A 12,886-nucleotide genomic window follows, 5' to 3' on the forward strand; every position below is an offset into this window, starting at 1 on the left:
CTTCTGCGAACTGCTGCCGCCTGAGCTTCTCTTCGTCGAAAACCCGAAGACGGGCGAAAAAATACCCGTTGTGCCTGGCGAGCTGCGGACGCGCTACGTTGAAGTTGGGCGGCACGTTGCCATCAGCCCTGGAGCGGTACCGCGATTTCTCGAACGTATGCACAAGGCTTACAACCTCCAAGGCAGGATCGAACCAATCCTAGCTGCGGCTTGCGCGCATCACCGGCTTCTCTGGGTGCACCCTTTCCTCGACGGTAACGGGCGTGTTGCCCGCCTCATGTCTTACGCCATGCTGCGCAGAACGCTCGATACACGCGGCCTCTGGTCTGTGGCGCGCGGGCTTGCACGTGAAGAGGCCGCCTACAAGGAGCACCTGGCCTCCTGCGACGGTCCTCGCCGTGGAGATCGCGACGGGCGTGGGACGCTCAGCGAAGCCGCGCTTGCTTCCTTCGCCGGCTTCTTCCTGCGCACCTGCATTGACCAGGTAGAGTTCATGGAAAGTCTTATGCGGCCTGATCGGCTGCGTGACCGTATCCTGATCTGGGCTGAAGAAGAAATCCGCGCCGGGGGGTTGCCTCCAAAATCCGATACCGTGCTGAAAGCCGTCCTCTATCAGGGACAGATTGAACGTGGAGAGGTCGAGTCCATCCTTGGCACGAGTGATCGCACCGCGCGGCGGGTGACATCTGCGCTACTTGAAGCGGGGGCTTTGTCATCGACCTCGACCCGCGCGCCGCTCAAGCTGGCGTTCCCGGCCAAGTATGCAGGTCGGTGGATGCCTGGGCTATTTCCCGAAAAAGGTGAGTGAGCATTTGCGCATCAGACGGAATGCAGCAATGACAGCTTGAGGTCAAAGCACTTGCCTTATGTCTTCTTATACATACATAAAGGTAATAACAAGACCGAGGATAGAAGCATTGCCTGCGTCATACCTTCCGCCCCCCGCAGCCAAGCGGGCGATCCGCAAGCTCGGATCCGATATCCGTGACGCACGTTTGCGCCGCGGCTTGCCGGCGTCTGTTGTCGCCGAGCGGGCGGGTATTGCGCGATCAACCTACCACAAGATCGAAAAAGGTGATGCTGGCGTGTCCATCGGCATCTATGCGGCTGTGCTGCAAGCATTGAACCTGATGGATGGATTTGCAGATCTCGCTGATGCCAGGAACGATCCCCAAGGTGCACATGCAGCTCTTGAGCGCTTGCCGAAACGCGCGGTTCTTGCGCGCAAGAAGCCTGGCTCCAAGGAGAGCAGCTAGGCCATGGCAGAACGGGTCGTCGAAATCGACATTGAGCTCGATGGAGCGATGGTGCCTGTCGGCACCATGCGTTGTGTGCCATCCCGGGCGCGCGAAACCGTCGTTTTCGAATACTCGGACGACTGGCTGAACCGGCCAGAGCGGTTTGCTATTGATCAGGGCGTGCCTCTCTCGCCCGGACCGTTTGTGCCTTCAGGCAACGGAGAGATGTTTCCAGCCCTTGGCGACAGTGCCCCAGACAACTGGGGTCGTGCCTTGATGCGGCGTCGGGAACGGCGCCGCTCTGTGCGGGAGGAACGTCCGGTTCGAACCTTGTTCGAGACGGATTATCTTATGGGTGTCTCCGATGTCAGCCGCATCGGAGCCTTGCGGCTGCGATGGCGTGGCGATGCCGCCTATGCAGCACCCATCCAAGATGGCGTTCCGGGGTATATCGCGCTCCAGCGTCTTCTCGACGCAGTAGGGCGTTTCGAAGCTGGCGAGGAACGAGACGAGGACCTCGATCTCATTTTTGCGCCCGGAGCATCGCTTGGCGGCGCACGCCCGAAGTGCTCGGTCTATGATGTGCAGGGCAAGCTCTCGATCGCCAAGTTTCCCAAGGCTGACGATGATTACAGCAAGGAACGCTGGGAGGAAGTCGCCGCGCGATTGGCAGATCGGGCCGGCCTGACCATGGCTGACCACTCTCTGGCAAACATCGGTGACCAGCCGGTCTATCTGAGCGCCCGGTTTGACCGACGCGCAGCAGGCGAACGCATCCCGTATATGTCAGCCATGACCATGACCCAGAACCGGGATGGCGTATCTGGCAGCTATCTCGAGATCGTAGACGCGATCACAAGGACGGGCAGCCAGGCTGCCAGGGATCGTGAAGAACTCTATCGCCGCCTTGTCTTCACTGTTCTGGTGTCGAATACGGACGACCATATGCGCAATCACGGGTTTCTATGGGATGGGCCAGCTGGATGGCGGCTGTCGCCGGCGTTCGACATCAACCCGACGTCCCAGCTGGAAAAACCGCGTGTCCTGCAGACACGGATCGATTTCGACGACGGGACCTGTGACATTGACCTTGTGTTGGCCGTGGCACCTGAATTCGGCCTCCGCACTCAACACGCCCGGGAAATCGTCGCTGAAGTGGCAAAAGCGACAGCGACGTGGCGCGAAATTGCGCATCAGGTCGGGGCTCCGGCACGCGAGCTCGACTATCTGGAAAGTGCTTTCGAGCACGACGATCTGGAGAAGGCTTTGACGCTTTAATGTCTGCTTATGCAGACACTAAAATCATATAGTGTCTGCTTTCAAAGTCTCCAACATGGAAACGATGAAAAGTCATTCCAATATCTCGACCAGCCTTCCGTAGTCCCGGCTAACCTCCTGTGCCTCGTGAAAGGCGCGTTGGCGCTCGGCGTCCAAGCAGCGGAAGTATTCTTGTATGTCGGCGATGTAGCCCTCGAAATCAGAGCGGAGCAGATCGGCATATTCTCGAATGTCTTCGGACCGCTCAGGCAGGAAGGGCCGTTCCGGTGCGGTACATGCAATGGCGATTTGGCCAATCGACGCGAGTGGCACAACAAGACCAAGCAAACCGTATCGAAATGCACAAAACATGCGCAGGGCAAAACTCCTTTGCCACTTCAAATTCATGGTTTCGTGCGGTAGCTACCTATTGCAGCCAAAGACGGTTCGTCAACTCAGATAAATTGTCTTGCAGTCAATTATGTTGTCTTGTATCGCCCGTGTGGAAATGTCCCCGCGGGCCGATACTCACGATGAGGAGGGCCCAGGGGAGGTCATGATAGAAGAAGCACCGAATGTGGTCACCGAAGACGGACTGCGCGGCTTGCTCGCCGAGGGCTACCTCATTGAGGTGGTCTGCAAGGAGCGAGCGGAGAAGCGCCATAACAGCTGGTACGGCTCGTGGGTCATCCGCGCCGTCGCCACTGATGGGCGTGACGATAAAATGCTCGTCACCAGCCGAAGCGTCCTCAAGCTCCGCGACTTCAAAACCATCGTTGGCCTTGTCAGTTTCCTGGCCGACATGGGCTGTACGACCGCTAGCATCCCACTTGAAGAAGGTGGCCGCGAACGCCACGCCGCGCCTCCGGTCAAAGGCAGCTGACCGCGCGACTGCGCTCATCGTTGCTTTGGGTACAGGCGTTTGTTCCGCGCCCCCGGCCCTGGCCGACGGTTTCATCTTTTCGGTTGGCCCAGACGGCCAATTGATTTCCTCTTCTCAAGAGGCAAACGGGCGCCTTTTTCTCTTCGCAGAACCTCGCGTTCCTGACGCAACGAGCGAGACAGCGATCCCGGCTCGATCCGCCGCCCGCGCCACCCCAGAAATCCTCCATGCGATCGAGACCACGGCTCTACGGTATGCCGGGCATGGTGCGCTGCGTCGCGCCGGGCTTTCAGTAACTGATTGGGCGCTCCTTTACCGGGCCAACATCGAAGTCGAGAGCGCATACAATCCGGCTGCACGCAGCCCTGTCGGTGCCATAGGCCTCGGGCAGCTTATGCCGGATACCGCCCGCGATCTCGGCGTGGACCCACATGACATTGCGCAGAACCTCGACGGATCAGCCCGCTACTTGCTGATGATGCTCGACCAGTTCGGCGAGGGCTCTCTGGCCCTTGCGGCGTACAACGCTGGCCCTGAGGCGGTCACACGCCACGGCGGCATTCCCCCTTTTCGCGAAACCCAAGGGCATGTGGCCCGTGTGACTGCCGTGTTTGAGCGGCTCAGAGGAGATCTTTCATGACATCGAGGAAACGTCAAAGCGTGCTCCGCACGCGGGCGATCACCGCGTCCGGCGCGATGGCCCTTATCTTGCTGGCGGGTCCAGCGCTTGCACAGAGCATCGACCTCTCGCCGGTACAGACCCTGCTTCAAGGCATTGTCGATGCGATCACCGGTCCCTTGGGGATCGTGATTGGCACGCTCGCACTGATCGGGGTGTTCCTTTCCTGGCTCTTTGGCATCCTCGACTTCCGTCAGGCGCTCTGGGTCGTGGTTGCAATCGCGGCATCGCCGCAGCACCCACCATCGTCGCCGCCATCTGGACCACCTGAGCTCCGTCCATGGCTGACCAGTCCCGCGTGTTCATCGGCCTTCTCAGGCCACCCAAGCTGATGGGCTTGCCGATCATGTACGCCATGGTCTGGCTCTTCGGCTCGACGCTCCTGTTCCTCTGGGTGCAGAGCTGGGTGGTGACCGTGTTCGCGGGGCTGGCCTGGCCGGCGCTTTGGAAAGCCGCAGACTGGGATCCGAACTTCCTCGACGTCCTGGTGATCACCCTGCAGGAAACCCCGCCGACCACGAACCGCAAGCTGCACGGAGGCGACAGCTATGCCCCGTGATGGACTTGCCAATGACGTCGCAGAGGCGCTCGATCCGCTGACTGCGCTGCCCGCATGGGTCAAGGGCGAGAAGCGGCTCTCGTCGATGCTGCCCTACGTGAGCCTCGTGACCGACCGGACGATCCGGACACGCGGCAACGAACTGATGCAGTGCATCAGGCTCGAGGGGGTGAACAGCACCACGAGCGAGGACGGGCATCTCGACCGGATCGGAGGGTTGCTGGCTGGCATCGTGGCGCAGGTCGGGACCGAGTTCTCATTCTACCTGCACAAGGTCTCGAAAGCGGTCGATGTGACCCTGCCGCCCATACCGGGCGAGGGGTTTGCTGCCGCCGTCGACAAACGATGGCACGCGCATCTCGGCCGCGCGGGCTTGCGCGACAAGACGCTGACCCTGACCGTGCTGAAGCGCCCCGAGGCGACCAGCCGTCTGCCCTTCGGTCTGGGGGCGTCTCGCTCGCGACATGCGGCGGACACGACCCGCCGCTTGCGCAAGCTCGACGAGGTTGTGGGGTTTCTGCTGTCGTCCTTCGATGAGCTGAAGCCCCGCCTGCTGGCCGCAAGCACCGGCGAGCTTCTGGGCTTCCTCGGTTCACTCAACACAGGCGAGGAGCACCCGCTCTTCCCCCGGTCGCGCCTCGGTGTGATCGCCGAGGACGTAGCCAATACCCGCGTCACCTTCCGCGGCACGACCATCGCCCTCTCTGACGGCGCTGTCGGCAACAAGCTCGGCGCGATCTTTGCGGTGAAGAACTATCCCGCCAAAACTGACAGTCTGATGCTCGACGAGCTGAACCTGCCCGTCGACATGGTGGTCACCCACTCCTTTGTGCCGATCAACGCCAACATCATGGCGGGCCGGATCAAACGGCAGCTGCGCCTGATGCAAGCCGCCAATGACGGGGCCGTCAGCCTCGCTCAGGAACTGGAACTCGCCCAGGACGATCTGGAATCGAAACGCCTGATCTTCGGCGAGCACCACATGACGGTGGCGGTCTATGCGCGCAGCCAAGCCGCGCTCGACGATATCGCGGCCGAGATCCGCAACATCTCCGCGACTTCCGGCATCAACCTGATCTCCGAAGCCTTCGGGGCGCGGGCGCATTTTATGGCGCAGCATCCCGGGAACACTGGGGCGCGCAGCCGCAAGGCTGCGATCACGAACCACAACTTCGCCGATCTCGCTACCTTCCACCGCACCCCGCTCGGAAAGACTGGTAGGGAAGTGCCGTGGGGCGTGCCGATCACACTCTTCCCGACGCCCGAGCGCAGCGGTTTTCGCTTCAACTTCCACGAACAGGGCGCGCCGGATCGCGAACCCACAGGAGGCCACACGCTGATCCTGGGCCGTCCCGGCTCCGGCAAATCCGTCCTGGCGGCTTTCCTGATGACCATGGCACGGCGGGCAGGTGCGCGGGTCTTCGTATTCGACTATCGCGCGGGCATGGAGATGGCCGTCCGCGCGCTCGGCGGCAGCTATTCGACCGTGCGGGCGGGGCGCCCAACGGGCCTCAATCCGCTCCAGACCGAGATCGACGTGCGGGGCCAGGCATGGCTTGCTGATTGGCTCGCGAGCCTCTTGGAGCGGCGCGATCGACCGCTAACCCCGGTTCAGACCAACCGACTGCAGGAAGTCGTGCGCCAGAACGCGAGCGCAGGACATGCGGGCCTACGGAACTGGTCGGATTTCGCCTCGCTGCTGGTCTCGACCGATGACGAGGGCGATCTCTTCGAGCGGATGCAGGAATGGACCGCCGAGGGCCGCTACGGCTGGATCTTCGGGGCGAATGCCGAGGACAGTTTCAGCATCGATGGAGACGTCGCGGGCTTTGACCTCACCGGCATCCTCGATTCCGAGAGCGAGCGGGAACGCATGGCGGTCCTGTCCTACCTCTTCCGCCGGGTCGAGCGGGTGATCGAGGACCGCAAGCCCACCATCATCGTCATTGACGAAGCATGGAAAGCCCTCGACAACGCCTACTTTGCGGAGCGACTCAGCAACTGGCTGGTGACCGCCCGCAAGCAGAACGCCGTCGTCGTGATGATGACGCAATATGCCAGCCAGCTCGAGCGCACGCGCACCGGCAAGACCATCGTGGAAGCGGTGCCGACGCAGGTGCTCTTGCCCAACATTCGTGCTTCCGCCGCTGACTACGCGATGCTCGGCCTGACCGAGAAAGAGCTCGACGTGCTTCTGGGCGTCGGCTCGGCCTCGCGGCTCGCGCTTGTACGCGACGACCGTGGTTCCGCCGTGATCGATGCCGATCTCAGCGCGCTCGGCCCGCTCGTGACCATCCTTGGCGGAATGGAGAAGGGCGAAGCGCTTGTCGGCGCCGATTATCGCGACCGTCCTGATTTCTGGAGAGTGACATGACCCGTACCATCAGTCGCAGCGTCGTGCTGCTTGGCCTTGGCCTGACCCTGACAGCCTGTGCACAGCATAACCCCCCGCAAGCCAACTGCTTCAATTTTCGCGAGGCTCCTGCGCAGGCAGGAACCGCCACCGCCACGATCTCGACCATGGGGGCGGAGGTCACGCGCCGCGACACGGCCTGCGATTTCGTCCTCTTGGGGGCAGGCGGCTGAGCCAATGCGGACCTGGCTTCCTCTCTCGATGATCGGCTTTGCACTGGCAGGTCCCACGGCGGGGCCAGCGGTCGCCCAAGGCGTGCCGACCTTCGATCTGCGCCTCTTCGCAGAGCGGCAGGCCATCCTTGAGCAGACCAATCGGGACCTGGCACTACAGCAGGACCGGCTAAGCCGCGAGGAGGAACTGGCCGAAATCGAGCGCCAGCAACTCGCCTCCCTCGAAGGGCTGATGGATGCCATGTCGCTTGGCGCTGGAGACGTGGCCGGAACCGTGGCGGGGCTCGAGGCGGGGCAGGGGGCGGTTGACGACGTCGAAAGCGCGTCCGCCAGTCTTTATGCGCCCGAGGACACCAATCCAGCGGCTGCACGGATGTTCGGCGATGCCCGGGAGGGGATCGAGGAGCTGATCATCCGCGCAGCACGCGACACCCATAGTCTGTCCGGGGTCGGCCGCGCGGGTCTTTCGCTCGTGCAATGGCGCTGTCTCTTACAGGCGCTGATCTGGCAGGAAAGCCGTTTCCAGATTGGGGCACGCTCACCCGTGGGGGCCTTCGGACTTACCCAGATCATGCCCGGTACCGCGGGCGATCTCGGGATCTACCCGGCCTATTACGACGATCCCTATCTGCAGGTCACCGGCGGTGCGCGATACCTCGCACAAATGCTGAACATGTTCGATGGCAACATTATCCATGCGCTCGCCGCCTATAACGCCGGGCCGGGCAATGTGCAGGATTATGGCGGTGTGCCACCCTTCGCGGAAACCCAGCATTATGTCGTGGTGATCCCGCAGCAGTACAACAGCTACCTCGCGGCCGTAGGGGGCATCGACGCGCTCGGCACCATCGACCCTGTGCTGCTCGCCAACGCGAGTTTCAGCCTCTCGGCCCACGGCGCAGGGGTCTATGGCGACTATTCGCTGGTCTCGGTCCGCGCCGCCGCCCTGCGGGTTCAGGACATCATCACCCGCATTGGTGAGACCGAGGATCTCTACGAGGCCATCGCGCTCAACACCTATGCCCGGGCAGAACTTGCCCGACTGGTCGCAATCCGAACCCGGATCAAGGCCGCCCGAACCGAGCCACTCAGCGCCGAGCAGATCGCCTTGGCGGCGGCCCAGGCTGCCGAGCGGCAATTCATGGATTTCAGTCAGGAGGATTTGCGTTGAACCTGCGCCTGCCCCGCTCCCTTTTCGCCGGTAGCATCGCTCTCGCGCTTGCCCTCAATGTCACCGGACCTGTCGCGGCACAGGGTGTGCCCACGGTGGACACTCAGAACATTGCTCAGGAAATCCGCCAGCTTCAACAGATGCTGCAGGATTTCGGGATCCAGACGGATCTTCTGGACAATGCGTTGGAGCAACTGGACATGCTGCAAAGCCAACTCGATCAGCTGAACGAGATGTATGCCTCGCTCACCGGGCCGCGCAGCATCCTTGGACTTGCCATGGGCGGGGACCTCGACACCTTGCTTGAGGCCAACTTCGAAGACATCCCCGGCCTGGTCCGAGGCATCCAGGCGGGCGATTGGAGCGCTCTGATCGGGCCCAATGCCGGGCCCATGCGCACGCAGATGGAACAGGCGCTGGCAAGTGCGGGGTTCGACGAGGATTCACTCCGCGAGATCGCCACCAGCGGCAATCCGGGCGCCGAAGGCGTGGCCACGCGGGCAACCACAGGTGCTGTGATGTCGGCGGCGGCGCAGAACAGCCACGCAGAGGCGGAACAGTCTCTCGAACGGGTGGAACGTCTGGTCGAGATGATCCCGGACATGGAAGATCTCAAAGCCTCAATGGATCATAACACACGCGTCACGGCGGAACTCGCCATCGCCATGACCCGGATGTGGGAGCTGGAAGCGATCCAAACCCTAGGCGCTGGCAATGCAGGCGTGGTTGACGCCGCCACCGTTGCTGAAGAACGCCGCTACATGGACTTCACCTTGCCGGATCTTGAGCCGTGAGTGGGGTAGGAGTGATGACTGCGCGCGAGCTCGTGGAAGAGGAACTTGTCTACGGTGCCCTGCGCCGGGAACAGCTTTGGCGGATGATCGGCATTTCCGGGGCAGGCTTTGGCGTATTCGGCTGTTTGACGGCCGCGGCTGTCGCGCTGATGGTCGAGACGCCGCCTCCCGTGGTTGTGCCCTACGATCCCGCGACCGGGATGGCGCTCCCCAATGCCACGGTTGAAACCGTATCGCTCGCCGAACGGCCTGCCGTGATCGAAGCGCAAATCTACCGCTACATTCTCGACCGCGAGACCTACAACCAGCTCGACAACGATCTTCGTGTCCGCCGTGTCCTCGCACAGTCTTCCGGATCGGCCGAGGCCAACATGCGCGCGATGTGGACATCGGGGCAGGAGAGCTATCCGCCGACGCGTTACGGGGCTGCGGCCGAGATGGCCGTTGAGATCGCATCGATCACCCTTATTGGCGATAACCGCGCCCAGGTGCGGCTCAGAAAGCGCCTGACAAGCCCGCAGGGGGTACAGGATGGATCGTTCACTGCCACGTTGATGTTCGAATTCCGGCCAGAGCGGACCCGCGCGATCGACGATGTCTGGCAAAACCCTTTCGGATTCACCGTCACCCAATATGCCATCCGATCGGACCGTTCCGAATGACCCGCACTCCAATCTCTGCGCTGCTGGCCGCCAGTATTCTCGCGTTCGCGGGAACGACTGCCTTGGCCGAAACTACGCCCCGCCCAGGTTCTCATGACAATCGCGTGCGCGTCGCGACCTGGACTGAAGGCCAGGTTTACCGTGTCGTCACGACTCTGACCCGCGTCACCACAGTCGAATTCGGTGAGGGTGAAACCATCCGCTCGATCATCGCCGGCGATACGGTCGGGTTTCAATTCGACGGTGTCCCGGGTGGCCGTGCCTTCGCCATCAAGCCGACAGCATCTGGCGTCGCCACCAACATCACCGTCTACACCAACCGCCGCTCCTACTACTTCCATGTCGTCGAAGCCCGGGAGACGCCGCATTATGTCGTGCAGTTCCGCTATCCTGAAAACCGCGTACAACCCACCAGGGCGGTTGCGGCCGATGCGCCGAACGCGAACTATGCGGTCAGTGCCCGAGAAGAGTTCACGCCGACGGCCATCTGGGATGATGGTACCTTCACGTATTTCCGGTTTGCACGGAACGCGCCGGTGCCTGCCATCTTCCGATATTCGAACGGAAGGGAACGCGCGGTGAACAGCCACACCTCAAGTGACGGCGTCATCCGCGTGTCTGGCGTCAACCGACAATGGGTCCTTCGCCTTGGCGAAGATGTGGTTTGCGTCCAGGACGCAGGGCAGGCCACATCATGACCGAAGGTACGGAAGACCTCGCCGCGCGCCTCGCGGCTCTCGAAGGTTCGACAGGCAAAGCGAAGGCAAACAAGCGGCATGCACCACTTGCCGCGATCCTTGGAGTCGTCGGCATCGCGGCAGCAGGTGGTCTGGCGTGGGCTGCCCTACAGCCGTCGGCAGAAGCACCAATGGCGACCGCCGCGCCGGAAGAGTTCCAGAGCAGCGGCCCCGGATTCGGAGATCTGGCGCCGATTTCTGCCCCGGAGCCTAGCCAAGCCCCGCCTGCGGACACAGGTCCGAGCGAGTCGGAACTCGCGCTGATGGAAAGCCTTGCGACATTGAGAGCGGAACTCGAGGACCTACGCGCACGGCCAGCCGAGGTCGCGGACAGCGGGGCGGAGCAGGCGATTGCGGACCTGTCGGCGCAAATTGCCACCTTACAGGAAGCATCCGCCGAGGCTCAGCGTGCCCTCGAGCGGCAGCTGACCGAGCGGGATCGCGAATTGAATCAGCTCCGCATGGACTTGGAGCTAGCACGGCTTGTACCACCAGAGCCGACCTCATTGGGACCAAGTGAAGAAGAATTGCGGCTGGCCGAACTCGAAAGGCGGCGCGCAGCCGAAGCCGAGGCCCGCGCAGAGCGTATCGCGTCTCCTATGATCGCGTTCTCCGGGATGGGCGCGGGTGCGGATAGGGAGAACACGCTGGAAGCCGCACGTCTGAATGCAGATGAAGCCTTTGTTCGTTCGGGCGCACAACCTGCGCAGGTGACACGTGCCGAAGTGATCGCGAACCCATCGAACACGGTTGTTCAGGGCACCATGATTCAGGCTGTGACAGAGACGGCCCTCGACAGCACACTGCCCGGCGCGATCCGCGCCATCGTCTCGGAAGACGTCCATTCTTTCGATGGAACGCGTATCCTGATCCCGCGCGGCGCGCGGCTGATCGGGCGCTACCGCTCCGATGTCGCACTTGCCCAATCGCGCGTCATGGTGGCATGGGACCGGATCATCTTGCCCGATAATCAGACCGTGCAGATCAGCGCCTTCGGTGGAGACGAACTCGGCCGTACTGGCACCACCGGGTTTGTCGATACCCGTTTCGCGCAACGCTTCGGCTCCGCCGCGCTGATCTCCTTGATCGGCGCCCTGCCTGCGGCTGCAGCGGGTCAAATCGACAGCGAGGCGGCGGCCGATGTTGCGAGTGATGTCGGCACGGATCTGCGCGATAGCACGCAAAGCGTGATGCAGGACTATCTGGCGATCCGGCCAGTGATACATGTCGATCAGGGTACACGGATCACGGTCATGGTCGATCGTGATCTCGAGATTTTCTGACATGGCTGCAAGTTATCTGGAAGCGTCGCTCGACCGTTTCGGCCCCGAGGTCCTGCGCGACAACACGATCGAGATCTGCATCAATCCCGACGGACAAGTCTGGGGCGAATTCCAGGGCGATCACTTCATGCGAGGTCTCGGCAGCCCGCTGAGCCAGACCGAGATCAAGGACCTCGGCAACCAGATCGCCTCAGCAGCCTCGACCACGCTCAGCACCAAGAAGCCCATCGTCTCTGTCTCGATCCTGTATCGAGATCGCCCGATCCGTGCGCAGGTGATCCAGCCGCCGGCAGTCGAGGGCGGTTTCTCGATTTCTCTTAGGTTCTTTTCCTCCCTGCCGCTTGAGAAGATCAAACTCGGATTCCTTTTCGGCAAGGAACGCAGCCTTGAGGGTCTGCGCCAGAAACGGAACGGCGCGCTGCGCGATGTGGTGAGGTCCGGCGACATCGACGCCGCGCTGCGGTTTTGCGTCGAGAACAAGCTCAACATGATCGTCTCGGGCGGTACATCGACCGGCAAGACGGTCGCGGCGCGCAAGATCCTTTCGCTGATCCCGCCCGAAGAGCGGATCATCACCATCGAGGAGGCGGCCGAGCTGCGCCCCGAGCAGCCCAATGCCGTGACGTTGATCGCGGACCGGGATACGGATGCCCGCAGTGCCGATGTGCTCTTGGCCTCAACACTTCGCATGCGACCCGACCGGATCGTCTTGGGCGAAGTCCGCGGGCGCGAGGCGATGACGTTTCTCGAGGCAATCAACACCGGCCACGGTGGATCGCTGACTACGCTCCATGCCGAGACCCCACAACTTGCTGTTCGCCGCCTCGCCATCGCTGCCCTGAAAACCGATGTGCCGATGACCTATGCCGACATGATCGATTATATTGAGGGCTCGATCGACGTGATCATTCAGGCAGGCCGCCATGAAGGCGCGCGCGGAATCACCGAGTTCTTTCTCCCGGGCCAAACCACAGATTTGAACCTCGACACGGTCGACGGCAGAGGCAACAAGAGCCCCTCCGTTGCCGCACAGTAAA

General features: G+C 62.2%; 15 protein-coding genes and 1 pseudogene. 15 read left to right on the forward strand and 1 reads right to left on the reverse strand.

The features are described from left to right. From VWZ85_RS14100 to VWZ85_RS14110, 3 genes are all read left to right on the forward strand, one after another. Nucleotides 1-808, forward strand: an 808-nt coding sequence (locus tag VWZ85_RS14100; protein WP_416535611.1) for a Fic family protein, incomplete at its 5' end; no start/stop codon positions are given. Between the two features lie 109 nt (nt 809-917). Continuing rightward, nucleotides 918-1,256, forward strand: coding sequence for a helix-turn-helix domain-containing protein (locus VWZ85_RS14105; RefSeq protein WP_005859609.1), 339 nt, complete (start codon nt 918-920; stop codon nt 1,254-1,256). Nucleotides 1,257-1,259: 3 nt separating this feature from the next. Next, a complete protein-coding gene (locus VWZ85_RS14110; protein ID WP_416535613.1) occupies nt 1,260-2,516 on the forward strand; it encodes a type II toxin-antitoxin system HipA family toxin in 1,257 nt (418 codons plus the stop codon). 72 nt (nt 2,517-2,588) lie between these two features. On the opposite strand, the gene VWZ85_RS14115 is transcribed toward VWZ85_RS14110, so the two are convergent. Next, nucleotides 2,589-2,867 carry a hypothetical protein gene (locus VWZ85_RS14115; RefSeq protein WP_416535614.1) on the reverse strand — a complete coding sequence of 93 codons (279 nt, stop codon included), beginning with the start codon at nt 2,865-2,867 and terminating at the stop codon, nt 2,589-2,591. 184 nt (nt 2,868-3,051) lie between these two features. Here VWZ85_RS14115 and VWZ85_RS14120 point away from each other — a divergent pair, with 184 nt between their 5' ends. The 12 genes and pseudogenes from VWZ85_RS14120 (at nt 3,052) to VWZ85_RS14175 (ending at nt 12,885) form a co-directional block, all read left to right on the forward strand. After that, nucleotides 3,052-3,378, forward strand: a complete 327-nt coding sequence (locus VWZ85_RS14120; protein WP_010138156.1) for a hypothetical protein — start codon at nt 3,052-3,054, stop codon at nt 3,376-3,378. After that, nucleotides 3,335-4,018, forward strand: a complete 684-nt coding sequence (locus VWZ85_RS14125; RefSeq protein WP_416535685.1) for a lytic transglycosylase domain-containing protein — start codon at nt 3,335-3,337, stop codon at nt 4,016-4,018. The genes VWZ85_RS14120 and VWZ85_RS14125 overlap by 44 nt, the downstream gene beginning before the upstream one ends. A 56-nt stretch (nt 4,019-4,074) precedes the next feature. Beyond that, a pseudogene (locus VWZ85_RS14130) lies at nt 4,075-4,328 on the forward strand (TrbC/VirB2 family protein). 9 nt (nt 4,329-4,337) lie between these two features. Beyond that, a complete protein-coding gene (locus tag VWZ85_RS14135; RefSeq protein ID WP_416535615.1) occupies nt 4,338-4,616 on the forward strand; it encodes a type IV secretion system protein VirB3 in 279 nt (92 codons plus the stop codon). Then, a complete protein-coding gene (locus VWZ85_RS14140) occupies nt 4,606-6,990 on the forward strand; it encodes a type IV secretion system protein B4 (RefSeq protein ID WP_416535616.1) in 2,385 nt (794 codons plus the stop codon). Before VWZ85_RS14135 ends, VWZ85_RS14140 begins: the two co-directional genes overlap by 11 nt. After that, nucleotides 6,987-7,202 carry a hypothetical protein gene (locus VWZ85_RS14145; protein WP_416535617.1) on the forward strand — a complete coding sequence of 72 codons (216 nt, stop codon included), beginning with the start codon at nt 6,987-6,989 and terminating at the stop codon, nt 7,200-7,202. Before VWZ85_RS14140 ends, VWZ85_RS14145 begins: the two co-directional genes overlap by 4 nt. A gap of 4 nt (nt 7,203-7,206) precedes the next feature. Continuing rightward, nucleotides 7,207-8,373: a lytic transglycosylase domain-containing protein gene (locus VWZ85_RS14150; RefSeq protein ID WP_416535618.1), complete on the forward strand. Its 1,167-nt coding sequence runs from the start codon at nt 7,207-7,209 to the stop codon at nt 8,371-8,373. Then, nucleotides 8,370-9,167, forward strand: a complete 798-nt coding sequence (locus VWZ85_RS14155; RefSeq protein ID WP_416535619.1) for a type IV secretion system protein — start codon at nt 8,370-8,372, stop codon at nt 9,165-9,167. Before VWZ85_RS14150 ends, VWZ85_RS14155 begins: the two co-directional genes overlap by 4 nt. Nucleotides 9,168-9,181: 14 nt before the next feature. Next, on the forward strand, nt 9,182-9,829 hold the full coding sequence (locus tag VWZ85_RS14160) for a virB8 family protein (protein ID WP_416535620.1): 648 nt from the start codon (nt 9,182-9,184) through the stop codon (nt 9,827-9,829). Next, nucleotides 9,826-10,527, forward strand: coding sequence for a TrbG/VirB9 family P-type conjugative transfer protein (locus VWZ85_RS14165; RefSeq protein WP_416535621.1), 702 nt, complete (start codon nt 9,826-9,828; stop codon nt 10,525-10,527). The genes VWZ85_RS14160 and VWZ85_RS14165 overlap by 4 nt, the downstream gene beginning before the upstream one ends. Further along, nucleotides 10,524-11,849: a TrbI/VirB10 family protein gene (locus VWZ85_RS14170; RefSeq protein WP_416535622.1), complete on the forward strand. Its 1,326-nt coding sequence runs from the start codon at nt 10,524-10,526 to the stop codon at nt 11,847-11,849. The genes VWZ85_RS14165 and VWZ85_RS14170 overlap by 4 nt, the downstream gene beginning before the upstream one ends. A 1-nt stretch (nt 11,850) precedes the next feature. Next, nucleotides 11,851-12,885 (forward strand): ATPase, T2SS/T4P/T4SS family, encoded by a 1,035-nt coding sequence (locus VWZ85_RS14175; RefSeq protein ID WP_416535623.1) that lies wholly within the window; start codon nt 11,851-11,853, stop codon nt 12,883-12,885. Nucleotide 12,886 lies beyond the last annotated feature (1 nt).

The organism is Phaeobacter sp. JH20_29 (assembly GCF_048056175.1).
In the GTDB taxonomy this organism is placed as follows: domain Bacteria; phylum Pseudomonadota; class Alphaproteobacteria; order Rhodobacterales; family Rhodobacteraceae; genus Phaeobacter; species Phaeobacter bryozoorum.

Excerpts from the sequence above, each read along its gene's own strand:
- VWZ85_RS14135 (WP_416535615.1), top strand. The coding sequence starts at position 4,338 with ATGGCTGACCAGTCCCGCGTGTTCATCGGCCTTCTCAGGCCACCCAAG.
- VWZ85_RS14145 (WP_416535617.1), top strand. The coding sequence starts at position 6,987 with ATGACCCGTACCATCAGTCGCAGCGTCGTGCTGCTTGGCCTTGGCCTG.
- VWZ85_RS14120 (WP_010138156.1), top strand. The coding sequence starts at position 3,052 with ATGATAGAAGAAGCACCGAATGTGGTCACCGAAGACGGACTGCGCGGC.
- VWZ85_RS14175 (WP_416535623.1), top strand. The coding sequence starts at position 11,851 with ATGGCTGCAAGTTATCTGGAAGCGTCGCTCGACCGTTTCGGCCCCGAG.
- VWZ85_RS14160 (WP_416535620.1), top strand. The coding sequence starts at position 9,182 with ATGACTGCGCGCGAGCTCGTGGAAGAGGAACTTGTCTACGGTGCCCTG.
- VWZ85_RS14170 (WP_416535622.1), top strand. The coding sequence starts at position 10,524 with ATGACCGAAGGTACGGAAGACCTCGCCGCGCGCCTCGCGGCTCTCGAA.
- VWZ85_RS14110 (WP_416535613.1), top strand. The coding sequence starts at position 1,260 with ATGGCAGAACGGGTCGTCGAAATCGACATTGAGCTCGATGGAGCGATG.
- VWZ85_RS14140 (WP_416535616.1), top strand. The coding sequence starts at position 4,606 with ATGCCCCGTGATGGACTTGCCAATGACGTCGCAGAGGCGCTCGATCCG.
- VWZ85_RS14165 (WP_416535621.1), top strand. The coding sequence starts at position 9,826 with ATGACCCGCACTCCAATCTCTGCGCTGCTGGCCGCCAGTATTCTCGCG.
- VWZ85_RS14150 (WP_416535618.1), top strand. The coding sequence starts at position 7,207 with ATGCGGACCTGGCTTCCTCTCTCGATGATCGGCTTTGCACTGGCAGGT.
- VWZ85_RS14115 (WP_416535614.1), bottom strand. The coding sequence starts at position 2,867 with ATGTTTTGTGCATTTCGATACGGTTTGCTTGGTCTTGTTGTGCCACTC.